General features: G+C 44.0%; 24 protein-coding genes and 1 pseudogene. 14 read left to right on the forward strand and 11 right to left on the reverse strand.

The window, feature by feature from the left end:
• Positions 1 to 183: 183 nt before the first annotated feature.
• The 4 genes from V7K53_RS30675 to V7K53_RS30690 are packed head-to-tail and all read left to right on the forward strand — an operon-like array spanning position 184 to position 2555.
• Entirely contained in the window at positions 184 to 612 is a 429-nt protein-coding gene (locus V7K53_RS30675) for a hypothetical protein (protein ID WP_335201256.1), read from the forward strand.
• On the forward strand, positions 609 to 1823 hold the full coding sequence (locus tag V7K53_RS30680; RefSeq protein ID WP_335201257.1) for an NRAMP family divalent metal transporter: 1215 nt from the start codon (positions 609 to 611) through the stop codon (positions 1821 to 1823). The genes V7K53_RS30675 and V7K53_RS30680 overlap by 4 nt, the downstream gene beginning before the upstream one ends.
• Before the next feature lie 44 nt (positions 1824 to 1867).
• Positions 1868 to 2239: a hypothetical protein gene (locus V7K53_RS30685; RefSeq protein ID WP_335192997.1), complete on the forward strand. Its 372-nt coding sequence runs from the start codon at positions 1868 to 1870 to the stop codon at positions 2237 to 2239.
• Positions 2226 to 2555 (forward strand): hypothetical protein, encoded by a 330-nt coding sequence (locus V7K53_RS30690; protein WP_335201258.1) that lies wholly within the window; start codon positions 2226 to 2228, stop codon positions 2553 to 2555. Before V7K53_RS30685 ends, V7K53_RS30690 begins: the two co-directional genes overlap by 14 nt.
• Positions 2556 to 2702: 147 nt before the next feature.
• Here the strand turns inward: V7K53_RS30690 and V7K53_RS30695 are convergent, their stop codons facing one another.
• Together V7K53_RS30695 and V7K53_RS30700 are read right to left on the reverse strand one after the other, a co-directional pair.
• Positions 2703 to 3269, reverse strand: a complete 567-nt coding sequence (locus V7K53_RS30695; RefSeq protein WP_335192993.1) for a hypothetical protein — start codon at positions 3267 to 3269, stop codon at positions 2703 to 2705.
• 136 nt (positions 3270 to 3405) lie between these two features.
• Positions 3406 to 3714 (reverse strand): DUF3067 family protein, encoded by a 309-nt coding sequence (locus V7K53_RS30700; protein WP_335201259.1) that lies wholly within the window; start codon positions 3712 to 3714, stop codon positions 3406 to 3408.
• Positions 3715 to 3943: 229 nt separating this feature from the next.
• On the opposite strand from V7K53_RS30700, the gene petC reads away from it, so the two are divergent.
• The 5 genes from petC (at position 3944) to V7K53_RS30725 (ending at position 7081) form a co-directional block, all read left to right on the forward strand.
• Complete coding sequence (gene petC / locus V7K53_RS30705; RefSeq protein WP_292816980.1) at positions 3944 to 4483, forward strand: cytochrome b6-f complex iron-sulfur subunit; 540 nt, start codon at positions 3944 to 3946, stop codon at positions 4481 to 4483.
• A gap of 98 nt (positions 4484 to 4581) precedes the next feature.
• The gene (petA, locus tag V7K53_RS30710) at positions 4582 to 5583 is read left to right on the forward strand and encodes a cytochrome f (RefSeq protein WP_292734102.1); all 1002 of its coding nucleotides are present in this window, start codon (positions 4582 to 4584) and stop codon (positions 5581 to 5583) included.
• A 163-nt stretch (positions 5584 to 5746) separates the two neighbouring features.
• A complete protein-coding gene (locus tag V7K53_RS30715; protein WP_335201260.1) occupies positions 5747 to 6097 on the forward strand; it encodes a DUF6717 family protein in 351 nt (116 codons plus the stop codon).
• Between the two features lie 35 nt (positions 6098 to 6132).
• Positions 6133 to 6258 (forward strand): hypothetical protein, encoded by a 126-nt coding sequence (locus V7K53_RS30720; protein WP_335201261.1) that lies wholly within the window; start codon positions 6133 to 6135, stop codon positions 6256 to 6258.
• Positions 6259 to 6394: 136 nt separating this feature from the next.
• Positions 6395 to 7081: a Uma2 family endonuclease gene (locus tag V7K53_RS30725; RefSeq protein ID WP_335201262.1), complete on the forward strand. Its 687-nt coding sequence runs from the start codon at positions 6395 to 6397 to the stop codon at positions 7079 to 7081.
• Positions 7082 to 7163: 82 nt separating this feature from the next.
• Here V7K53_RS30725 and V7K53_RS30730 read toward each other — a convergent pair whose 3' ends face one another.
• The 7 genes from V7K53_RS30730 to dnaJ form a co-directional block, all read right to left on the reverse strand.
• Positions 7164 to 7361 (reverse strand): DUF6887 family protein, encoded by a 198-nt coding sequence (locus tag V7K53_RS30730; RefSeq protein ID WP_069070282.1) that lies wholly within the window; start codon positions 7359 to 7361, stop codon positions 7164 to 7166.
• A complete protein-coding gene (locus V7K53_RS30735; protein ID WP_335192985.1) occupies positions 7345 to 7575 on the reverse strand; it encodes a DUF6888 family protein in 231 nt (76 codons plus the stop codon). Before V7K53_RS30735 ends, V7K53_RS30730 begins: the two co-directional genes overlap by 17 nt.
• Positions 7576 to 7604: 29 nt before the next feature.
• Positions 7605 to 9194, reverse strand: a complete 1590-nt coding sequence (locus V7K53_RS30740; RefSeq protein ID WP_335201263.1) for a glycoside hydrolase family 57 protein — start codon at positions 9192 to 9194, stop codon at positions 7605 to 7607.
• 676 nt (positions 9195 to 9870) lie between these two features.
• Complete coding sequence (locus V7K53_RS30745; RefSeq protein ID WP_442940520.1) at positions 9871 to 10038, reverse strand: Uma2 family endonuclease; 168 nt, start codon at positions 10036 to 10038, stop codon at positions 9871 to 9873.
• A gap of 3 nt (positions 10039 to 10041) precedes the next feature.
• Positions 10042 to 11163, reverse strand: coding sequence for a small ribosomal subunit biogenesis GTPase RsgA (rsgA, locus tag V7K53_RS30750; protein ID WP_335201264.1), 1122 nt, complete (start codon positions 11161 to 11163; stop codon positions 10042 to 10044).
• Positions 11160 to 11417 (reverse strand): sulfurtransferase TusA family protein, encoded by a 258-nt coding sequence (locus tag V7K53_RS30755; protein ID WP_099102520.1) that lies wholly within the window; start codon positions 11415 to 11417, stop codon positions 11160 to 11162. Before V7K53_RS30755 ends, rsgA begins: the two co-directional genes overlap by 4 nt.
• Entirely contained in the window at positions 11417 to 12547 is a 1131-nt protein-coding gene (dnaJ, locus tag V7K53_RS30760; protein WP_335201265.1) for a molecular chaperone DnaJ, read from the reverse strand. Before dnaJ ends, V7K53_RS30755 begins: the two co-directional genes overlap by 1 nt.
• A gap of 166 nt (positions 12548 to 12713) precedes the next feature.
• Here dnaJ and V7K53_RS30765 point away from each other — a divergent pair, with 166 nt between their 5' ends.
• Complete coding sequence (locus V7K53_RS30765) at positions 12714 to 12992, forward strand: hypothetical protein (RefSeq protein ID WP_335201266.1); 279 nt, start codon at positions 12714 to 12716, stop codon at positions 12990 to 12992.
• Positions 12993 to 13239: 247 nt separating this feature from the next.
• Here the strand turns inward: V7K53_RS30765 and dnaK are convergent, their stop codons facing one another.
• On the reverse strand, positions 13240 to 15198 hold the full coding sequence (dnaK, locus tag V7K53_RS30770) for a molecular chaperone DnaK (protein WP_335201267.1): 1959 nt from the start codon (positions 15196 to 15198) through the stop codon (positions 13240 to 13242).
• 226 nt (positions 15199 to 15424) lie between these two features.
• Positions 15425 to 16171, reverse strand: a complete 747-nt coding sequence (gene grpE, locus V7K53_RS30775) for a nucleotide exchange factor GrpE (RefSeq protein ID WP_335201268.1) — start codon at positions 16169 to 16171, stop codon at positions 15425 to 15427.
• Between the two features lie 376 nt (positions 16172 to 16547).
• On the opposite strand from grpE, the gene V7K53_RS30780 reads away from it, so the two are divergent.
• From V7K53_RS30780 to V7K53_RS30795, 4 genes and pseudogenes are all read left to right on the forward strand, one after another.
• A complete protein-coding gene (locus V7K53_RS30780) occupies positions 16548 to 18554 on the forward strand; it encodes a GspE/PulE family protein (RefSeq protein WP_335201269.1) in 2007 nt (668 codons plus the stop codon).
• Between the two features lie 89 nt (positions 18555 to 18643).
• Positions 18644 to 19774: pseudogene (locus V7K53_RS30785) on the forward strand (type IV pilus twitching motility protein PilT); the annotation flags it as partial.
• A gap of 81 nt (positions 19775 to 19855) precedes the next feature.
• The gene (locus tag V7K53_RS30790) at positions 19856 to 21079 is read left to right on the forward strand and encodes a type II secretion system F family protein (RefSeq protein WP_335201270.1); all 1224 of its coding nucleotides are present in this window, start codon (positions 19856 to 19858) and stop codon (positions 21077 to 21079) included.
• 121 nt (positions 21080 to 21200) lie between these two features.
• Positions 21201 to 21761, forward strand: coding sequence for a hypothetical protein (locus V7K53_RS30795; RefSeq protein ID WP_335201271.1), 561 nt, complete (start codon positions 21201 to 21203; stop codon positions 21759 to 21761).
• Positions 21762 to 22340 lie beyond the last annotated feature (579 nt).

Consider the following 22340-nt stretch of genomic DNA (forward strand, 5'->3'; position numbering starts at 1 on the left):
ATACCTCTGTTGACGAGTTTCGACTTCTCTGCAAGACGCTACGCGTTAGCGGAGCTTTCGCTTTAGCGATACGCTCAACTCTCGACTGCTCAGTTGGTTGAGCGGAGTCGAAACCAACGGCTATGGTAAATTTTTACTAGAATTCAGCTAAGTTCTAAGGAGGGCTACGAAGACAGACATCTGATGAAAAGGATATTTATAGGTTATTTATTAGCGTTGACATTATTAACCGCTTGTAGCAAAGCAGCCACAGATAGGCTTACACAAGAACTACAAACTGTAAAATCATGGACAGCTACAAGCAAAATGGTTGCTGATGCTTGGGTACGAGGTGCTGTGCCAAAGGTCTATGCGAAACAAACACTGAAGAAAGCACAGCAAGAGTTCCAAACAGAAACCGACAACATAGCCCAAATAGAATCATCTACAGCTATTCCCCAGCCTTACAAGTTAGCGCTTTTGGGTCATATCAAACGGTTAGCAAAAATCACAGAGCAAATATCAACCGCAATTGAACAAGAAAATTATTCTGTAGTGGTACAAAGAATTGGGGACTTATCGCTAGAAGGACGAACACTAGACTCGCAACTACCACAGCAGAATAAACCATGAAGAAAGTTTTTGAAATCGCGCTGGGCATTGTGACTAGTATAGGTGGCTTCTTAGATGTGGGTGCGATCGCTACAGCAGCAGAGGCTGGATCTATTTTCGGCTTTCAACTAATCTGGGCGATTATTCTGGGTACAATTTGTGTGATTTTTTTGGTAGAAATGTCTGGGCGGTTAGCAGCAGTTAGCAAGCATACATTAGCTGCTGCGGTGCGCGAACGTTTTGGGTTTAATTTTTATATTATTCCACTGATTGCAGAAATCGCAGTTGATTTTCTAGTTTTAGCAGCTGAAATCGGTGGTGTTTGTATTGCCTTACAACTGCTAACGGGTATTAGCTTTCAGTGGTATGCTTTACCCGTTGCCTTTGCAATTTGGTTGCTAATTTGGTACGGCAACTTTGGCATTATTGAAAATGGTATTTCCGTATTAGGGTTGGTGACACTAGTTTTTGTTGTCGCTACTTTTAAGTTGCATCCATCTCTAACACAACTTGGCAGTGGTTTGCTGCCAACTCTGCCACAACAAGATATTGCTCATTATTTATATCTTGGAGTTGGGATTTTGGGGGCTTTGATTAGCCCCTATTTATTTTACTTTTACTCATCTGGGGCAGTAGAAGATAAATGGGATGAAGGGTATATCGGTGTAAATCGCGCCGTTGCCGGTTTAGGAATGAGCTTTGGTAGCGTCGTATCGCTAGGGGTGCTGATTGTGTCAGCACTAGTACTCAAACCCAAAGGCGTTGAGGTAGATAGCTACGAACAAGCGGCGTTGATGTTGACAGAAACTTTTGGTTACTGGGGCTTTGTCCTATTTGCAGCATCCTTGGGCATTGCTTGTTTTGGTGCAGCACTGGAGGTGACTCTCGACACAGCTTATATTGTTGCTCAATCCTTTGGTTGGAATTGGGGCGAAAATCTGAAACCAAAAGATGCCGCACGTTTTAGTTTGGTCTACACTGTGTTTGTCTTTCTCGCTTCTTTATTAATGGTATTTGGAATCGACCCATTACAATTGACTTTGTTTTCAATGGCGATTACAGCAGTGATTTTGCCGCCTGTGATTGTGCCATTTTTGGTATTGATGAACGATGAATTATATGTCGGCAAGTATCGCAACGGTTGGATAAGTAATAGTGTTGTGATCTTTACAATTGTGCTGACATTCGTGTTAGCGATCGTTGCTATTCCACTAGAAATTCTTGGAGGGTGATCGCTGGTATGTGACCGTTAATAATCAACTGGAAGTGATAGAAAATGAACATTATTAGAGATGTACTTGATAACCAATTAGTTGACAGCGATCGCCGCCATCTGGGCAAAGTCGATGGCATTGTCATAGAATTACGCGATGGAGAACCGCCACGACTCCTTTATATCGAAACTGGTATGACAACTCTTGCACGACGCATTCATCCGCGTTTAGGAAGGTGGGTAGCAGCAATTGAAAGTAGCTGGGGTGCTAAACAAAGTGAACCCTTTAGAATTCCGTGGTCAAAAGTGCGAGATGTTGGTATTGATGTCGAAGTCGAGATTGAAGCTGACAAAACTCCGGCATTAGCTTATGAAAAATGGCTTCGGGAACACATTATTGGCCGAATTCCAGGGGCAGAACATGGCAACTCGTGAAATTCATCTGGAACTGCTACTGGGTAAACAAGTATTGGATTCAACTGGTAAACCCGCCGGACGCATTGAGGAAGTACATGCCGAACAACAGGGTGAAGAATGGGTTATTCAGGAATATCTGATTGGAACCACTGCTGTGTTAGAAAGACTATCGGCTTGGGCAATTGGGTTGAGGATCTTACATTTCCTTGGGGCGCACAAGATCCACAGTGGCTACACAATATCTTGGGAGCAGTTAGATTTGACTGACCCTGAAAAGCCTCGTTTGCTCTGTACCTTGGATGATTTAAAAGCATTAGAGACTTCCAAAAAATAAAAAACCAACGTCTTGACTACTCTGGCTATCGAGGAGTTGAACGAGATAATGAGGGCTATGGGACTTGCGATCGCTTCTCTGAGTTGCATTTAAGGCTCGAACTGACCCTTTTCAAACAACCTCTAAACTAGTTTCTATTAAATAGAGTTAACTATCTTTACTTAACTCAAATAGACTTTTTCCATTAGCAAGAGGCAAGGCATAAGCAATCTCACCTAGCTCGGCTTTCTCTGTGCCAAAAAATGTACCTCGATGCTCAGGAGTGATTAGCAACTGAGCTGTTTTAGGAGTTGATACTAAACTAATGGATATCTCGACATAACCCCGCAACTCAAAATTAGCCTCTTTTACAAGTTCCTTATTAGTAGCATCCGGTTGCAGAATAAATAAGCCTGTATCATTAGCATTGAGGGGAAATGTAAAGCGTGACTTTTTTATCTCTCCTTTAGGGTCAATAGAGTCAAAATCACTGCTTACAGGGCCATTTATACCAGTGGTATCTAGACGAGTGAGAATTTTGTCAGGCTCTAGTCCGGGCGTTCTGGTTGTAACTACAAGGGCCAGAGATACGAGTTCATTAGTGACATTAGAAATCGTCAGGAAATAGCCCTGGAGAACTGTTCTCGCTAGCGGGCTAAGTTCAGGTCTTGTACTTGTAATGCTCTTTGGAAGTTGAGGCTTAAGAAGAATTTCAAATGTTGAGATAAAAGCCATTTGTTTTTTCCTTGAAAACGTGTATTTTTTCTTACCTTACCAATAAGTAAAAGGATTATACAGGACGATATGGTATTTTTGAATAAAAAATACTAGAAAATACTTAGAAATTTATTAACGTTAATGCAATAATCGGTCACAATATCCATTCCGAAGAACGTTCGCCCAAATCTAGAGGGATGCTAACAGCTTTGCCGAGCCGGGGGCGATCGCGGGTTTGGGCAATAAAAGTTTCTACCTGTGTTGAACCACCCAAGGCATGAAGATAATTGGCAATGGTATCGAGATGTTCTTGGTACTCCGTCTCACTCAAGGGAAAAGAAGCTTGCTCTAGATATTTCCACATTACTTGCAAAAATATCTTTCCCTGTGCCCGTCGGAACTGGACATCGTAAGAATATCCCCACTTATCAAGCAACATCTGGCGTAATTCCTGTCCTGTCATAGCTTTTCTCAATCAGATTTTACATTTAGTTATGATGTTAAGTTCCGTGACTCCAGTATGATAAGGATATAAAGAAATGTAATGCTAACAGAAAAGATGCTTTTTATATCTTGGAACAAAGAATTATGGCATCGTTGTGAGCGCTAGCATTTCGACTTAGACAAGAGTTGCTCAAGTATTAGTACTTTTGTCAAAATGCTTAACAAAATACACAAAGAGCGCGTAGATTATGGCTCAATTTTCTGAATCAGCAGACGTGCCCGATATGGGGCGTCGTCAGTTCATGAATCTGCTCACTTTTGGGACTGTCACTGGAGTAGCTCTGGGTGCATTGTATCCCGTTGTCAAGTACTTTATTCCACCAGCAGCAGGTGGTGCCGGTGGCGGTGTAACGGCAAAAGACGAGCTAGGTAACGATGTTAGCGTCACTAAATTTCTCGAAAACCGGAATGCAGGCGATCGCAACCTAGTCCAAGGACTAAAGGGAGATCCTACCTATATTGTGGTAGACAGCAAAGAGGCGATCAAAGATTATGGCATTAACGCCATCTGCACCCACTTAGGTTGTGTAGTTCCCTGGAACGTTGCTGAGAACAAATTCAAGTGTCCTTGTCATGGTTCCCAGTATGACGAAACTGGTAAAGTTGTTCGGGGGCCAGCACCTCTGTCTCTGGCTTTAGCCCATACCAGCGTCAACGACGACAAAATCGTTTTAACCCCTTGGACTGAAACCGACTTCCGCACAGGTGATGCACCTTGGTGGGGTTAATAATTTTGTCCTTAGTCATTTGTCCTTTGTTCAGGGCTTAATGACTAATGACTAATGACCAATGACTAATGACTAATTCAATTGTCGCCCTTATAGAGATGAGAAATGTTTTCCTAACAGCGAGATTAACTCGCAGTGCTAGAGCGATTGTAAAAACATTGCTCATAGCGATCGCTACTGTGACATTTTACTTCACCAGCGATCTAGCCCTTCCCCAATCAGCTGCCGCCTATCCCTTTTGGGCACAGCAAACCTATCCCGAAACCCCCCGCGAACCAACAGGGCGAATTGTTTGTGCCAACTGTCACCTAGCCGCCAAGGTTACAGAAGTGGAAGTTCCCCAATCGGTGCTACCTGACACTGTATTCAAAGCTGTGGTGAAAATCCCCTACGATCTAAGCGCCCAGCAAGTTGGTGCTGATGGTTCTAAGGTTGGCTTGAACGTCGGTGCTGTACTGATGCTACCCGAAGGCTTTAAGATTGCTCCTGAAGACCGTCTTTCCGAAGAACTTAAAGAAGAAGTTGGCGACACTTTCTACCAACCCTACAGCGAAGACAAAGATAACGTCGTCATCGTCGGCCCTTTACCTGGCGAACAGTATCAGGAAATCGTCTTTCCAGTTCTTTCTCCCAACCCCGCAACCGACAAAAACATCCACTTCGGTAAATATTCAGTTCACGTAGGTGGTAATCGGGGACGCGGACAAGTTTATCCCACAGGCGAAAAGAGCAATAACGCTGTTTACAACGCTTCCGCTACTGGCACAATTACCAAGATTGCCAAAGAGGAAGATGGTGATGGTAACGTCAAATATCTAGTAAACATCCAACCTGAATCGGGTGATGTTGTCGTTGATACGATTCCTTTAGGGCCAGACCTACTTGTTTCCGAAGGGCAAGCAGTTAAGACTGGTGATGCTTTGACCAGCAACCCGAACGTCGGTGGATTCGGTCAAATAGATGCAGAAATCGTATTGCAAGACGCATCTAGAGTCAAATGGATGATTGCGTTCATCGCTCTTGTAATGTTGGCTCAAGTTATGCTTGTGCTGAAGAAGAAGCAGGTTGAAAAAGTCCAAGCTGCTGAGATGAATTTCTAAATTCTCTGCTAAATCATTACTTACGAGACAGGCTTGTTGCCTGTCTTTTTTAATGTTAGTTACATAAAGTCTGGAAATTTGGCACTTATACCAATTGCTGTACCTCTACCAACGTATTTGTATCATTATTAAAATGAAACAGTATTAACTGCTGGTAAACTTTATGAACTCAATTATGGTTATTCACCCCTATAAGTTCGGCGAGATGTGGGTGTTTGACGATGACAATGTAAGTCTAGTTCGAGAGCCTTTCGTAGCAGGGGCGGATGAAATTATTGAAAAAATGGTGGCACAGATTCCAGATGCAGAGTCAGGGTTCAGTTTAGTATTTTCTGCATCTCCCTTTCCTGGCTATCAACTCAAGTTTGACTGGCGGCGTGAAGAATACGGAGGTAACTGGTATTACAGTGCAGATTTAGATCGGGAAGGATGGCTTTGCCCTGCTCTATTTAAGTATTTCGATGAGGCTCCCAAAGAGTTTTACGCTCAGTTCAAAGCAAGAATAAACCAATAATGTTGATGAAGCTGATGAAGATGAGGGCACTAATTATGATCGGCCTCTTCCTTAACTTTTTGATGAAAGATGCTATGCAGAAGCCTTCTAGACTTGTTCCTTATACCCAAGAAATGAGCGATGAAATGGATGATTTACTAACTGATGTAGTTATCGATTAATGATTGCATTTACTTGTAATGGATGGCAGACTTTTTTATACCCAAGACTTGAAGCCCACAGCACATGATTAACATGGCAACAGGATTTTGAGCGATATTATTGAATCTAGCCCTAGTTGAGTTGAGGGATTTGCCGATGACAGTCTCAATAGAGTATATCCCCGTTACCCCAATTGAGTACCCAGATGAGGACGGGAAGCCAATGGCTGAAGGTGATTTACAGCGCAAGTGTCTCGTATACGCTACCACTGTGCTGGAAATTTATTTTCAAAATCATCCAGATGTATACGTCGCTGGTAATCTATTTATTTACTACGAAAAAGGTTATCCAGAATCAGTCGTAGCCCCAGATGTATTTGTAGTCTTTGGAGTAGAAAACCGTGACAGACGCTCTTACAAAACCTGGGAAGAAAATAATCAAACCCCAGATTTTGTTCTAGAGATTACCTCAAAAGCCACCCGCAGCAAAGACCAAGGTGCAAAGAAAGGAATTTATGCCTTTCTAGGAGTGTGTGAATATTTCCAATATGACCCCACAGGCGATTATCTCAATCCACAACTCCAGGGTTTACACTTGGTCGATGGAAATTATTTCCCAGTGGCAACCAATACCCTGTCAGATGGTACGGTATCTCTACCTAGTGAAGTTTTGGGGCTAGAGTTACGTCTGGAAGCCGGAAAACTGCGTTTTTACAATCCAGCTACGAGTCAAATACTCTTAACCCATGAAGAGGAAGCAACTGCACGACAAGCCGTAGAAGAGAAAGCGCAAAGATTAGCTGCTAAACTTCGAGAATTAAATATCGATCCAGATAGCCTTTAGCTAAATCCGGCAGTGTTAATAAAATAATAGGGTGAGTATGATTTACCCACCCTAATTATGCTTACTGCATTAGACAATAATCTCAAAGTTCTCCATTAATCTTACGCCTGATGATTTCCATCTGGGCTTGCATATCAGCTTCTGTCACAGGCATAGGATAGCCTTTAGAATTAGGGTCACGTTTGCTCATTAAAAAACGTAGAGCTTCAATGTCTTCGCGGTTTTCCACTACGTAAGCTCTCAACTCTGTAAAACTCATTTGCTCATAATTCTGGTTCATTGACAAAATCCCAGATTCCATTACTTAGTACAATGACTTGGAGTTCATCTCCAGCCAGGATGTAAACTTGCCCGGTTGTGTCGTCAAATCGAAATAAACGGATGTCTTTATAAAGATTTGACAGCATTTGACAAACCCGTACACAAGCAAAGGCTTGCTCTGTTGTTGGTAAAATAAACGCTCCTCCTACTAATATAGGGTGAGCAATGCCCACCCTACTGCTGTTAATTATTTTTTGTGAGACTATAGCGGACGATAGACGCGATAGTTAATTTCGGGGAAGATATTATCCATTAACTCGACTTTTTCCAACCAACCACTGTCAACTTTGCCGATTTTCACATCTTCATAGAGCTTATTGAAGCGCATCAGGTGCGATCGCGTCCGTCTAACTGCATAGGGTACCATCGTTCCCGTCCGCATAATAAATGCCCAGTCGGAAGATTGTGCTAATAACAATTCCCGCGCTGCTTGGTTCAATGCTTTTTCCCCCAACTCATCCTCTGGTTCTAGGTGCGAAATTTCAATCATCCGTTCAGCAGCTTTATGCAAATGTGGATAAACCCACGCATTTGTTTCATTCAACCAATACTCGTGGAAACCCTTGAAACCCCAACTCGACTGCGAAGGACGACACACTTGCTGAGTTGGCTGATCTCGCAAATAGTCTGCTAAATGGGTCATTTGATATGTTTTTTGGTCATACCACGATTTGCGGAATAGGTAATCGATGAACCAAGGACCTTCATACCACCAATGTCCAAATAACTCTGCGTCATAAGGCGAAACGATTACTGGCGGTCGCTGCATTATGCCATAGAGATGCTCAGATTGCCGCTCTCGATTATACATAAAGTTAGCAGCGTGTTCTGCTGCCTTTTCCCTAGCCCAATAAGGGTCGTAGAGCGCCTTATCTGATAGACCTAAGCCACGTCCCGTAATTTTGTGATACTTAATGCCCGTATTTTTCCGCTGACCATTGGGCATAATATAGGGCTTGATGTACTCATATTCTGCTTCCCAGCCCAAATCTTTGTAAAATTCTCGATATTCCGCCGCCCCAGGATAGCCCACCTCAGAAGACCATACCTGTTGCGAAGATTCATGATCTCGACCAAAGACAGCAACACCAGTTTCTGTATAAATTGGCGCATAAGTGCCAAAGCGCGGCCGGGGACGGGCGTAAAGGATGCCATGCCCATCAGTGAGGAAATAGCGTAACCCAGCATCAGCTAACATCCGCTCTAAACCTTCATAGTAGGCACATTCCGGCAACCAAATGCCTCTGGGTGCTTTTCCAAAGGTTTGTTCGTAATGTTCGCAGGCTACCTGAATTTGCGCCCACACTGCTTGTGGATACATTTTCATCAACGGTAAATAGCCGTGAGTAGCGCCGCAAGTAATGATTTCCAGGTTGTTACTGTCTTGGAACTTCTTAAAAGCTGTCACCAAGTCCCCGCCGTACCGTTCCCATAGCTGACGCGCTTCGCTAAACTCAGTCGCGTAATGTTCGGCTAAATAACGAAGATGCCCGTTGTTGACATTATGTTCTGCTTCTAGTGCTATGAGTTCTTCTAGTTGAGCTAAGTGTGCTTCGTAGCGTTCTTGAAGCAAAGGATCGCGAAGCATCGACACTAAAGGGGGTGTCATACTCATCGTGATTTTAAAGTCGATACCGTCTCGCTTTAAGCCTTCAAATACTTTCAATAAGGGGATGTAGGTTTCTGTGATGGCTTCATAGAGCCATTCTTCCTCCAGCACGTAGTCACTTTCCGGGTGACGAACGAAGGGTAGATGTGCGTGGAGTACGAGCGCGACGTAGCCGATAGCCATAGTGATTTTGGGGTGATACTTGTAAGTTGAAGGTCGAGAGGTTTGCCTGAAATTAACAATATTTTAAGACTTTATGGGGATCGTAAGAATAGTTTTCAATTTAGTTAATTACAGTGCTTGTGAGGGTACAACAATTGTTGTACCTCCATCGCCTTTTGTTGTTAACTAGTTGTAAAATTTGCCTATTTGTTTATTGTATAATCCAACACTGAAAATATTTACTCCGGTTCAAGACCTTTAGCTGGTAAGTGTTCTGCCAATTTTTCACCTAACTAACCTCAACAATTCAAGGTGCGTTAGCCTACGGCATAACACACCTTACTTCAAATTTATATTTCTTCATATACATTGAATTTTGATCGCCGACTTACTCAATTACGGGTTTGCTTCTTCTCCCGGCAATATTCTGGGTTAACGTGCGTTTCTGTGGGAGACTTACTTAGGTTTAAAAAAACGTCATTTATAACTGAGTCTTCCGAGAAATCTGGCAGTATTTTTTACTTTCTAACTTGGGTTCGTACTGGCTCTGCCCTTTGCCTAGCTTGTTGGTGCAGCTGAGTTTGATGAGCGATGCCTACCGTGGGATGGTCACTGAGCCAAGTCCTACCTCTCCGGTGAAGCAAGCAAGCTACGCGCAGCGTCTCGTAGAGAAGTGCGGGCTGCGTCTACGCCAGAATTATATAAAAAAACGCTGAACTCGAACGCCGAAACCTGGTAAAAGTGGTGATGTGATTTCGTCATCAGCCAACAAGGTTGCGATCAGTTTTAATTGGGCAGCTTCTCTGCGATAAAGTTCTAGCTGCTGTAATTGCCAATTTGCAATCCAATATTCTTGGACTCGCACTCCTTATTCCTCATCCCGATATAACTCTTGCAAGTCTTGTAACTGAGTCTTTCGGGAAATCCGGCGATATTTTTTACTTTCTAACTTGGGTTCGTATTGACTCTGCCCTTTGCCTTTGCTTTTACTTTTTAACTTCATGGTGGATTCTGGATCGGCTTGTTGGTGTAGGTGTGTTTGATGAGCGATCGCCGCGTCCAAAAATTCTAAATAATGTTCGTATCGTTCCCAGTCTCCCCGCACCACACACTCAGGCTCGTCTCGGTGCAGACAATCACTAAACCGACAGCTAGCAACTGCTAACCGCTTTCTGGCTTCTGGGAAATAGTGGATTAATTCTTCTGGGACACAATCCATATCCGGCTGATTAAAACCGGGAGTGTCTGCCAGTAAACCACCACTAGGCAACTCAAATAATTCTATATGGCGAGTGGTATGACGACCACGAGCCAGTTTACCAGAAACTTCTCCGACTCGCAGTTTGGCAGAGTCAATTAGCGTATTAATCAGACTGGATTTACCAACCCCGGAAGGCCCAGCAATGACGGTAATTTTATTGCTCAAATATTTGGCTGCTTGCTCAGTATTAATACCATCTTTAACGCTGATAAATATTGGTTCATAGCCCCAACCAAGTAGGCGATCGCTAACTTTTTGCTGTTCTTGCGATGAAATTAAATCACTTTTATTCAAGCATAAAAGCACATCCAAGCCAGTAGACTCAGCCTTAATGAGAAACCGACTCAGCTGATAAGGTTCCAAAGGTGGATCGGCAACGGCAAATACCAAGAGGATTTGGTTGACATTGGCGATCGCCGGACGATCTAACTCACTTTGACGGGGTAAAACATCAGCGATCGCACCCCGTCCTCCAGCCCAATCTGGCTCTTCTACGACAACGCGATCGCCTACCATCACCTGTTGTCCAATTTTTTTCAGGCGTGTTCTTCGGGTACAAAGCAAAAGAGGAGGCGAGGGCAAAGAGGCATTTAAATCCAGTTTCTCCTCTGCTCCCCTGCTCCTCTGCTCCCCTGCCTCTTTATCCATCTGTACTCGGTAAAAATTAGCCTGTACAGCCACCACCGTACCCAATAACTGTCCAGTTGCGGCAAAATTTTCCCCTGTCATTGGCTAGCAACTGGACGGCGCACTAACAGAGAAAAATAACTAGTGCAGTCTGTAATTTGTTCCACCTGATAACCTGCCATTGTCAAACTATCAGGAACTTGCTCAATGGGCTCACCAGGGTCTAACCAGACTTCTAGCAAACCTCCCAATGGCATTTTCTCCAAACGTAGTTTTGTTCGCACGAAATTAATCGGGCAAGGGGTGCCGCGTAAATCAAGTTGAGCATCGGGAGTTAAAACAGAAGAGGGCATCATCACTTAAATAAATTTCCCAAGAATCCTTCTAGACCGCCTTTACCAGTCCGATCGCCCTTAATTTTAGCTAGCTTCTCCAGCAGTTCCCTCTCCTCTGGGGTGATTTTATTGGGAATATCAATTAATACGTTCAGCATGTGATCCCCACGACTTACGGGATTACCCAAGCGGGGTACGCCGCGATTTTCCAACTTCATCACTGTATTCGGCTGAGTTCCAGCTGGAATGATTAGTTCTACTGGTCCATCTACTGTATCTACCTCTAACCGACAACCTAAAATCGCTTGCAGGTAGCTAATTTTGATTTCCGAGAGAATATTAATCCCATCTCGTTGAAACTCCTCGTCCTCATTTACGAACAAGTAAACGTATAAATCCCCAGGAGGACCACTACGTTGACCAGCATCTCCTTCACTAGAAATCCGCAAACGTGTGCCATTATCCACCCCTGCTGGAATGGTAATTTTGAGTTTCTTTGTGACTTGATTTGCGCCCTTACCATCACACGCGTCACACTTATCTTCAATTACCATCCCTGTTCCATTACAGGTGGGACAAGTCGAGACCTGGGTGAAACTGCCAAAGGGTGTTCTAGTCACACGCCGTACTTGAGCCGAACCGCCACAAGTCGAACAAGTCCGAGGCCGGGTTCCAGGTTTAGCACCAGAACCGCTACAAACTTCACAATTTTCTAGATGGGAAATGCGAATTTCTTTTTCGCCGCCAAATATCGCTTCCCGAAAGTCTAACTTCAGGTCTAGCCGCAGGTCATCACCCCTCGCAGGCCCACTGCGGCGTCTTTGTTGGGTGGGATTACCCATACCGCCAGCAAAGCCACTAAAAATGCTTTCAAAGATATCGGCAAAACCACCCATATCGCCGACATCTTGAAAGCCCGCGCCAGCAGCACCCGATACACCCTCTGGGCCAAAGCGATCGTAACGAGCGCGCGTTTCGGGTTCTGAGAGTACCTCATAAGCGCGGTTAATTTCTTTAAAGCGATCCTCCGCCCCCGGTTCTTTGTTCACATCTGGGTGATACTTCCGGGCTAGACGGCGATAGGCTTGTTTGATTTCTTCTTTGTCAGTGTCACGAGAGACACCCAGGATTTCATAATAGTCGCGGGCCATATAGCAAAGGTAAAAGTTAGAAGGAAGAAAGCAGAAGTCAGTAGAACGTCATTCACGGTCACTTGCTACCCTATGGATAAGTGTTTTGCCTACAGATATGCAAGAGCAACACATTGTCCTTTAGAGGGCGGCTTGCCGGAAGGCAGGCAGAAGATAAAATTAATTTTTGTTAATAACTGATTTTACCCTTTACCTTTTACAAAAATCACCGACAAATCTTGAGCAACAGATGCTTTCCTCGTGGGAGACGACAAAAGCTATAGAAGTTAAGAACAGGGGAAGCCTCTGCTCAGACTTCTCACTGCCGAGTCGGCTGTCTCTTTTACAATTGTGCTACGTAGGAGAGGAAAACCTCGCCCATCAACCAGAGGGGCTAGCCGCACCATTAGGTGTGGAAAACCACCCTTATGCAATGGAAGTGGCTCTGAAGTTGCACATTGCCTAGCCCAAAGTAATTTGCTTCTACAATCTAGCAAACCGCTGGGGTCTTGTGAAACTTCGCTAAATATTTAGATATATTAAAATGTCTTAATAAAAATTTGCAAATTGGAGAGTGGGGGAGCAGGGGAGCAGGGGAGCAGAGGAAGCAACAAGAGAGGGGAAAAGGTTAAAGGGTAAAGGATGAAGAAATAAACCCTTTCCCCCTTACCCATTCCCCTTTACCCTTCTTACCCATGCCCAATGCCCAAACCCTAATCTATCGCCTCATAATCAGCCTGAGCTGTACTTTCTTCGTCAAAATCAAAGTTGAATTGTGGTATCAGCGTGCCATTCATTGGTGAGTCTACTTCTGGGGTAAAGTGACCAGATGAACCCCCCTCAATCTCATCAGTTTGGCTGTTAGCTCGATTGTAAACATCAGCACCAATTGCAAACAAGGTTTGTTGGAAGTCGTCTAAGCGCTGCTTAAATTCCACTGTGGAAATGCTGGAGTCAATCATTGCCGCTTGGAGTTGTGCAACTTTTTCACTGGCCAAGGTTTTCATCTGGTCGCCGATAAAGTTGCTATTATCCTTGATCGTAGATTCATAACTGAACAACAAATTATCTGCTTGGTTTTTGAGTTCAACCAGTTCTTTACGTCTTTTATCTTCTTCGGAAAACAGTTCGGCCTCTTGGCGCATCCGTTCGACTTCGTTGCTACTCAAACCACCTGTATTGGTAATCCTGATACTCTGTTCTCTACCTGTACCTTTATCTTGGGCAGAAACCTTCAGGATGCCGTTGACATCGATTTCAAAGGATACTTCAATTTGCGGTACACCACGGGGAGATGGGGGAATTCCTGCGAGCAGAAACTTGCCGAGACTCTTGTTATCTCGTGACATCGCCCGTTCACCTTGGAGGATGTGAATTTCCACTGAGGTTTGTCCATCAACTGCGGTGGAAAAAACTTGTGACCGACTCGTAGGAATCGTGGTGTTGCGTTCAATGATTTTGGTAAACACTTCACCCAAGGTTTCAATTCCCAAGGACAAAGGGGTGACATCCAGTAGTAAGAGATTATCGACTTCGCCACCTAACACACCTGCTTGAATAGCTGCTCCCAATGCTACAGCTTCGTCAGGGTTGATGGAGCGATCGGGAGCTTTGCCGTTGAAAAACTTAATTAGCGCGTTTTGGACTGCCGGAATACGGGTAGAACCACCTACCAAAATAATCCGATCTATGGCTTCTGGTTTGAGATCCGCATCTTTAAGCGATTGGATCAGTGGTTCGATGGTTGCTTCAATTAATTTCGCGGCGAGTTCTTCAAATTTGGAGCGACTGAGTTCCATCTCCAGATGCTTTGGTCCGGTGTCATCCGCTGTGATAAATGGCAAGTTGATGGAGGTATTCACCATATTGGAGAGTTCAATTTTTGCCTTTTCCGCAGCTTCCCGCAGGCGTTGCAGCGCCATTTTGTCTTTGGAAAGGTCGATTTTCTCTTGTTCTTGGAAACGTTCCATCATCCAAAGGACGATCGCATTATCAAAGTCGTCTCCACCCAAGTGGTTGTTACCACAAGTCGCCTTCACTTCAAAAACGCCATCCCCAAGTTGCAGGATCGATACGTCAAACGTACCGCCTCCCAAGTCAAATACTAAAATTAGCTGCTCTTGGTCTTGCTTTTCTAATCCGAAAGCTAAAGCCGCAGCTGTTGGTTCATTAATGATTCGTAGGACTTCTAAACCTGCAATTGTGCCAGCATCTTTAGTTGCTTGTCTTTGGGCATCTGTGAAATATGCTGGTACGGTGATCACTGCTTGAGTAACCTCCTCACCCAAAAAGTTTTCCGCATCCTGCTTCAGCTTTTGCAGGATCATGGCGGATAATTCTTGTGGCGTGTAGTTTTTTGAGCGAATTTGGACATCAACAGTCTCGTCTCGACCTTTGACACAGTTGTAGGGGACGCGATCGCGTTCTATTTCAGTATCTTCCCAACGCCGCCCGATAAATCGTTTAATACTGTAAATCGTGTTTTCAGCATTGGTTACGGCTTGGCGTTTTGCCAATTGACCAACCAAGCGATCGCCACTCTTCCCAAATCCCACAATACTTGGAGTAGTTCGTCCACCTTCAGAGTTGGAGATCACAAGTGGTTGACCAGCCTCCAAAACTGCGACGCAACTGTTAGTAGTGCCTAAGTCGATCCCAATAACTTTTCCCATATTTGCCAGTATTTTTACTTAAATTTCTGCTGTAATATGTCGCGGACTAACTTTTCTGCTAAGAACAAAGGCTAGCGGATAACGTCTGTGCAACCCCTGTTGCTGATAGCAAGATAGAAGTTGAAACACAGAGAGTTATCCAAAGCCTTGTCCAAGTTTTAGGTACGCGATGCTCGTCTTTGCTATAACCCAGGCACTTGAGGTCAGCGAGGCGAGCGACTACAGCTTAACTGCTGGCTGAACTCGACTGATCTTCTGGTGCAAAAGGTGTATCTTCCTTGGGAGCAGCTACTTTGACCATTGCATGGCGTAGCACGCGATCGCCCAAGTAATATCCGCGCACTAACTCTTCTAACACTGTTCCTTCAGGATGTTCATCCGTAGGTTCCCGCATTACTGCTTCGTGCAGGTTAGGATCGAATTCTTGACCTTCGGGACGCATTGGCGATACACCCAAGCGTTTCAAGCTATCTACTAATTGTTTGTAAACGCCTTGGTAACTTTTGTGCATGGTCATTTCGCCATCAGATTGCGGTTTGAGGTGCGATCGCGCCCGCTCAAAATTATCGACTACTGGTAGCAATTCCAAAATCGTATTCCGCTTCACCTGCAACTCTAGGTCTTCTTTTTCTTTGCTAGTGCGTTTCCGGTAATTCTCAAAATCAGCGGCAATCCGCATATATTGAGTACTACGCTCTTCTAGTTGCGTTTTGACGGACTCGATTTGTTGAGTCAGTTCTGCCAAAGCTGCCCTTTCTACTTCAGTTTTTTCAGTTGCAGCGACGCTATTTTCTGAATTGACCGCAGTATCGCCTGATATATTTGTTTGGGCTGCCACTTGCTCTGTCACCTCGCTGCCAGATTCATTGAAATTAGTTTGGGCTGGGAAGTCACTCTTCATTGCTTGCTTTACCTCTGTTGGTTCACCCAATTGCTGGCTTGTATTGTTTATCTGTTTATTTTCATCGATCATTGTCTATTCATTCCAGATCCTATTTATGGCAGTGTATCTCCACAGCTTGCAACCGTCGTCATCCACGACGTGCCACTGGGGCTGATTTTATTGCCAACAAGTTCCTGGAAGTGATATAACCGTCCTCTTATTGTGACAAATGGTGAACACGTTAGCCCAGACACCACTAAGGCGGGAACCCGAACGAGTAATTGGCAATAGTAGCGCCAAATGTGACTCGCCCCTCATCTTATTTGAAAATATTTTTAATTTTGAATTTTTAATTTTGAATTCAAAGCAAAGCGACGTGACTCAGGACTTTTTTGGTAAATGAGAATTCTGTCTCACAGCCTGGGAATACTTTAAGCAGAGGTTCCCCCTACTCATTCGCTCATTTATGACTTACTCGTCACCACAACGGCGCAGTACCGCTCTAACTACCAGAACAGAGTTTTCGCCCTTCGGCAACAAGCTAGTGCAATCTGGCTATGTCAATACCGAACAGATGAGGCAGGCATTAATTGAAAGCCGCAAATCTGGCAGACCCTTAACAGAAGTATTAGAGTCAATCACTGGGCAACAACTATCGCCTGAGTTGCTCAGGCAATACAAAAAACAGCAGCTATTTGAACTGAAAATATTATACGGAGTTGAATTCCTCGATCCAGAAGTCAATTCCGTTGGCAACACGATGATGGGGAACCTGATTGAAACCCTCATCCCAGTCGATATCTGCCGTCGCCATCGCTTAGTACCACTATCAAAACACGAAGACCAAACCCCGCCCTCAGTTTTAGTGGCGATGGTCGCTCCAGATAATCTAGAGGCTTCTGATGACCTGAACCGCATCTTGCGCCCCCAAGGCTTGGCCTTACAGCGTATGGTGATTACCCAGGAAGATTACCAACAGCTAATCAACCAATATCTGGATGAAATGGCTGTTAAGCAGAAGCATCTGGAACAAGAAAAGTTTACAGATATTAATCAGGATTTAGAAAACCTCGGAAATCTCGATCTTTCGGATGCTCCTGAAGAAATGGAGGCCGATCTAGGGGCAGCGATGAAGGGCGCGGAGGATGCCCCAGTCATCAACCTAGTCAACAGAATCCTGGCTAAAGCCTTGCATGAGGGCGTTTCTGACATTCATATCGAACCGCAAGAAGAAAACTTACGCATCCGCTTTCGGAAGGATGGCGTACTGCGCGAAGCTTTCGATCCCCTACCGAAAAAAATCATCCCAGCGGTGACAGCCCGATTTAAAATTATCTCCAATCTAGACATTGCTGAACGCCGTCTACCCCAAGATGGACGTATCCGCCGGATGTTTGAGGGACGCAAGGTGGACTTCCGGGTGAATACCTTACCCAGTCGCTACGGGGAAAAGGTGGTACTGCGGATTTTGGATAACTCTTCCACCCAACTGGGATTAGATAAGTTAATTACCGATCCAGAGACTTTACATATTGTCCAGGATATGGTCAGCCGTCCTTTTGGGCTAATTTTGGTAACTGGGCCAACTGGTTCCGGGAAAACAACCTCGTTGTATTCTGCACTATCAGAAAAGAACGATCCCGGAATTAATATCAGTACTGTAGAAGACCCAATTGAGTACAGTCTTCCAGGGATTACTCAAGTACAGGTGATTCGGGAAAAAGGGCTAGATTTTGCTACTGCTCTGCGGGCTTTCTTGCGGCAAGATCCAGACGTGCTACTGGTGGGTGAAACGCGGGATAAGGAAACGGCAAAAACAGCGATTGAAGCTGCCTTGACTGGTCACTTAGTATTAACTACCTTACATACCAATGATGCCCCAGGAGCGATCGCTCGTTTGGGAGAAATGGGGATTGAGCCTTTCATGGTTTCTAGTTCCCTAATTGGCGTTTTAGCTCAACGTCTGGTGCGGCGTGTATGTTCTGAATGTCGTGTTCCCTACACTCCCACAACTGAGGAATTAGCTCGTTATGGTCTATCAGCTTCCTCTGATGTGGGAGTCACCTTCTATAAAGCTAACACTTTGACATTAGAAGCGATCGCAGATGCCAAAGCCAAAAATCACCTTTGCCCAAAATGTAATGGTGTCGGCTACAAAGGGCGTTGTGGTGTTTATGAAGTTATGCGAGTCACCGAAAACCTGCAAACTCTGATCAACGAAGATGCACCCACCGAACGCATCAAGGAAGTGGCAATAGAAGAGGGTATGAAAACCTTGCTGGCTTATAGTTTGGACTTAGTGCGTGAAGGTTCCACCACTCTAGAAGAAGTAGAACGAGTGACGTTTACTGATACTGGCTTGGAAGCAGAGTTAAAAGCCAAACGTAAGACTGGTCTTACCTGTCGGAGTTGCGATGCCACATTGAAACAAGAATGGCTGGATTGTCCTTACTGTATGACAGCTCGGTTTTAAGACTAGTCATTGGTCATTGGTCACTAGTTGATGCTTAGTAACTTAAACAAATGACAAATGACAAATAAAAAACATTAAAAGGAAGCAAAACTATGGAAATGATGATTGAAGACTTGATGGAGCAGTTGATTGAGATGGGTGGCTCGGATATGCACTTATCCGCAGGTTTGCCTCCCTACTTCCGTATCAGTGGCAAACTTACTCCTATAGGTGAGCATGTATTGACAGCCGATCAATGTCAAAGGCTGATTTTTAGTATGCTCAACAATACCCAGCGTAAAACCCTAGAGCAGACCTGGGAGTTAGATTGTTCTTATGGTGTCAAAGGTTTGGCTCGTTTCCGGGTCAATGTCTATAAAGAGCGTGGTGCTTATGCTGCTTGCTTACGAGCATTAAGTTCTAAGATTCCTAACTTTGAAAAATTAGGTCTGCCAGATATCGTGCGGGAAATGTGCGATAAACCCAGAGGACTTATTCTGGTGACAGGCCCTACAGGTTCCGGCAAGACAACTACCCTAGCGGCAATGATTGACTTGATTAACCGCACCAAAGCAGAACATATTTTAACGGTGGAAGACCCAATTGAATTTGTCTATGAACCAATTAAAAGCTTGGTTCACCAGCGGCAACTAGGAGAAGATACTAAGAGCTTTGCTAATGCTTTGAAAGCAGCACTGCGGGAAGATCCAGATATTATTCTGGTAGGGGAAATGCGCGATTTGGAAACGATTTCTTTGGCGATTTCCGCGGCAGAAACAGGACACTTAGTATTTGGTACCCTACACACGAGTTCCGCCGCCCAAACAGTTGACCGGATTATCGACGTTTTCCCCCATGAAAGACAAACCCAAGTGCGGGTGCAGTTGTCTAACTCATTGGTGGGGGTATTTAGCCAAACCTTGGTGTCCAAGAAAAACCCTAAACCCGGTGAATATGGTCGGGTGATGGCTCAAGAAATTCTGATTGTCACTCCTGCTATTTCCAACCTGATTCGAGAAGGTAAAACATCTCAAATTTACTCAGCGATTCAAACTGGCGGCAAATTGGGAATGCAAACTCTGGAGAAGGTTTTAGCTGATTTTTACAAAGCAGGAACGATTTCTTTTGAAGCGGCGATGTCTAAGACTTCTAAGCCTGATGAAATTCAACGTCTCATCGGTACTTCTGTACCACCGCAGGCAGCAGGTGCGAAACCTGGTGCGGCTGCCAAAGCACATTAAAGAAACTGGGGATAGAGGAGATGAAGCATATTTCATCTCCTTGACTATTTTGAATTTTGAAATTTGAATTTGAATTTATTTATGCCAAACTTCGTTGCCCGTGTTCGGGATTCGCAAGGAAAATCTCGAACAGAAAAAATTGTTGCTGAATCCTTGGTGCAAGCTCGTACTAATCTCAGAGATCAAGGTTTTGTAATCCAAGAACTCAAGCAATCTCAGGGATTTCAGCCAGATGTTGCCTTCAAAAATTTCCAGAATTCCTTGGTTAAGGTTTCTGTGAAAGACAAAGCCGTTTTTTCGCGTCAATTTGCCGTTTTGATGAATGCGGGAGTTGCGATCGTTAGAAGTCTGGGGGTGCTTTCCGAACAGTGTAGTAATACTAAATTGAAACAAGCCCTTGTAGACATTAGCACCGATGTTCAAAGCGGAATGAATCTTTCAGAGGCAATGCGGAAGCATCCTGACTGTTTTGATGGATTATACGTGAGTATGATTCAAGCTGGCGAAGTTGGTGGTGTTCTAGACGAAGTATTGAATCGTTTAGCCAAGTTGTTAGAAGATGTTGCCCGATTACAAAACCAAATTAAATCAGCAATGTCTTATCCAACTGTTGTGGGTTTTATCGCAGTTGCTATCTTTCTTGGTATGACTATTTTTCTGATTCCAATTTTCGCCACAATTTTTGTACAACTTGGAATCACATTACCACCTTTAACGCAATTCTTGATGGATGCTAGTAAATTTCTGAGAAGTCCGGGTGCTTTCGTCCTTCTTGGCGCTCTTATCGGACTGAAAATTGCCTTTACACAATACGGTAAAACTCCTGTTGGTCGCATCACAATCGATCGTTTTTCCCTCAAATTGCCATTGTTTGGTGACTTAATTCAAAAATCTTCAGTTGCGCGCTTTAGCCGGACTTTTGGTTCTTTAACTCGTTCAGGTGTACCAATTTTAACTTGCTTAGAAATTGTCCGAGATACATCAGGAAACCAAGTGATTGCCAATGCCATAGACGCAGCCCGTATGGAGATTCAACAAGGAGGCATGATTAGCATTGCTTTACAAAAAGATGCCGTTTTTCCGGCTATGGCAATTCAGATGATTAGTATCGGAGAAGAAACTGGAGAATTAGATGCAATGTTGATGAAAGTTGCCGATTTCTATGAAGATGAAGTCGAGCAAGCAGTAAAAGCAATGACCAGTATTTTAGAACCGGTGATGATTGTAGTACTAGGAGGAATGGTGGGAACCATTTTGCTAGCGATGTATCTGCCTATGTTTGCGGTATTTGAAAAGCTGGGATAAAAGATTAATAGTTAAGAGTTATAAGTTATGAGTTAGTAATTAAAATTTTTTATTCCTAACTTTTAGCTTTTAACTGATTAATTTTATTCTTAACTCCTAACTCCTCACTATTTAATAAACTATGACTGTGCAAAAATCTCAGTACGAAGCGAGTTTGGCTGAGTACAGCAATCATCTAGCTGCGATCGCCTTACTAAAGCAATATCGGCCATACTTGGAGATGATTCCCAGTCTGCGCCGTCCAGATGAAAGTGTTATCACTATACCCTTGCCAATTGTTCGGCTTCGCAATCCTGCTACAACAGCCCTACAAACGATTTGCTTACCCTGTGATGTGGCAATTTTGATGTGCGATCCAGAGTGGAAAATCAAAACTGGTGCAGAAATTTTAGTCTTTATTCATCGCGCTGACGAAGACTTTTCTGATTTGTTAGGACGTTGGCGACAAACCCAAGTTTATCTAGACAATGATTATGAGTGGTTGATGCCTCTTCGTCACAGTCATATTTTGAGTGAGGGAGCTAATACTGTATATCCTCTGTTTATCGTTTTTAGTGAGACTTTAGAACGCATCCAAAGAGGTCTTATGGGAGCCGAACTCCCATTTATTATACAAACACCAGATTTGCTGGTTGAGGAGAATCTCACAGATATTTTCTCTTCACAAACTCCACCAGCTTAGGTACTTACAGGAATGGCACTAAGAAAAGGGAAAATCGTTGAGGCAGCAGGGGTGCAGAGGAGCGGAGGAGCAGAGGAGAAAGAAGAAGGAAGAAGCATACGGACAGAAACAAGAGGCATACGGAAAGAAGCAAGAGAAATTCTCCTCTGCCCCTCTGCACCCCTGCTCCTCTGCAATCCTTACGCCGCCTACCTTTCAGCTTAACTTAGTGCCATTCGGTACTTACAGCAGAATTCAAAAGTAAAATACGCTTTATACCTGGGTAACAGACGAATCGTTGTGTACCTAACTAGTTTGAAATCTGCTGTATAGTCAAAAAAACATCCCATCCCTGCGGGAAGCTCCGCGAACGTAAAGATGTAAGTCCTTGCATCTATAAATGTACTCAGCGTGAAACTGCATATTTTTACCCCGGCTACGCCGTCCCCCTTTTGCTAAACTAGAGGGGTTTTATTATGTGTATCTTCATACAAAATTTTTATAAATACCCACGCAACAGACTTTCACCTTTACAAAACTACAAATTAGCTCGTCACACATCCGTGAAAGGACTAGTTCTACAAAAATTTATTTTTACTT

The organism is Nostoc sp. (assembly GCF_036917355.1).
Classification (GTDB): domain Bacteria; phylum Cyanobacteriota; class Cyanobacteriia; order Cyanobacteriales; family Nostocaceae; genus Nostoc.

Coding starts and splice junctions, on each gene's coding strand:
- V7K53_RS30675 (WP_335201256.1), top strand. CDS start 184: ATGAAAAGGATATTTATAGGTTATTTATTAGCGTTGACATTATTAACC.
- V7K53_RS30680 (WP_335201257.1), top strand. CDS start 609: ATGAAGAAAGTTTTTGAAATCGCGCTGGGCATTGTGACTAGTATAGGT.
- V7K53_RS30685 (WP_335192997.1), top strand. CDS start 1,868: ATGAACATTATTAGAGATGTACTTGATAACCAATTAGTTGACAGCGAT.
- V7K53_RS30690 (WP_335201258.1), top strand. CDS start 2,226: ATGGCAACTCGTGAAATTCATCTGGAACTGCTACTGGGTAAACAAGTA.
- V7K53_RS30695 (WP_335192993.1), bottom strand. CDS start 3,269: ATGGCTTTTATCTCAACATTTGAAATTCTTCTTAAGCCTCAACTTCCA.
- V7K53_RS30700 (WP_335201259.1), bottom strand. CDS start 3,714: ATGACAGGACAGGAATTACGCCAGATGTTGCTTGATAAGTGGGGATAT.
- petC (WP_292816980.1), top strand. CDS start 3,944: ATGGCTCAATTTTCTGAATCAGCAGACGTGCCCGATATGGGGCGTCGT.
- petA (WP_292734102.1), top strand. CDS start 4,582: ATGAGAAATGTTTTCCTAACAGCGAGATTAACTCGCAGTGCTAGAGCG.
- V7K53_RS30715 (WP_335201260.1), top strand. CDS start 5,747: ATGAACTCAATTATGGTTATTCACCCCTATAAGTTCGGCGAGATGTGG.
- V7K53_RS30720 (WP_335201261.1), top strand. CDS start 6,133: ATGATCGGCCTCTTCCTTAACTTTTTGATGAAAGATGCTATGCAGAAG.
- V7K53_RS30725 (WP_335201262.1), top strand. CDS start 6,395: ATGACAGTCTCAATAGAGTATATCCCCGTTACCCCAATTGAGTACCCA.
- V7K53_RS30730 (WP_069070282.1), bottom strand. CDS start 7,361: ATGAACCAGAATTATGAGCAAATGAGTTTTACAGAGTTGAGAGCTTAC.
- V7K53_RS30740 (WP_335201263.1), bottom strand. CDS start 9,194: ATGGCTATCGGCTACGTCGCGCTCGTACTCCACGCACATCTACCCTTC.
- rsgA (WP_335201264.1), bottom strand. CDS start 11,163: ATGACAGGGGAAAATTTTGCCGCAACTGGACAGTTATTGGGTACGGTG.
- V7K53_RS30755 (WP_099102520.1), bottom strand. CDS start 11,417: ATGATGCCCTCTTCTGTTTTAACTCCCGATGCTCAACTTGATTTACGC.
- dnaJ (WP_335201265.1), bottom strand. CDS start 12,547: ATGGCCCGCGACTATTATGAAATCCTGGGTGTCTCTCGTGACACTGAC.
- dnaK (WP_335201267.1), bottom strand. CDS start 15,198: ATGGGAAAAGTTATTGGGATCGACTTAGGCACTACTAACAGTTGCGTC.
- grpE (WP_335201268.1), bottom strand. CDS start 16,171: ATGATCGATGAAAATAAACAGATAAACAATACAAGCCAGCAATTGGGT.
- V7K53_RS30780 (WP_335201269.1), top strand. CDS start 16,548: ATGACTTACTCGTCACCACAACGGCGCAGTACCGCTCTAACTACCAGA.
- V7K53_RS30790 (WP_335201270.1), top strand. CDS start 19,856: ATGCCAAACTTCGTTGCCCGTGTTCGGGATTCGCAAGGAAAATCTCGA.
- V7K53_RS30795 (WP_335201271.1), top strand. CDS start 21,201: ATGACTGTGCAAAAATCTCAGTACGAAGCGAGTTTGGCTGAGTACAGC.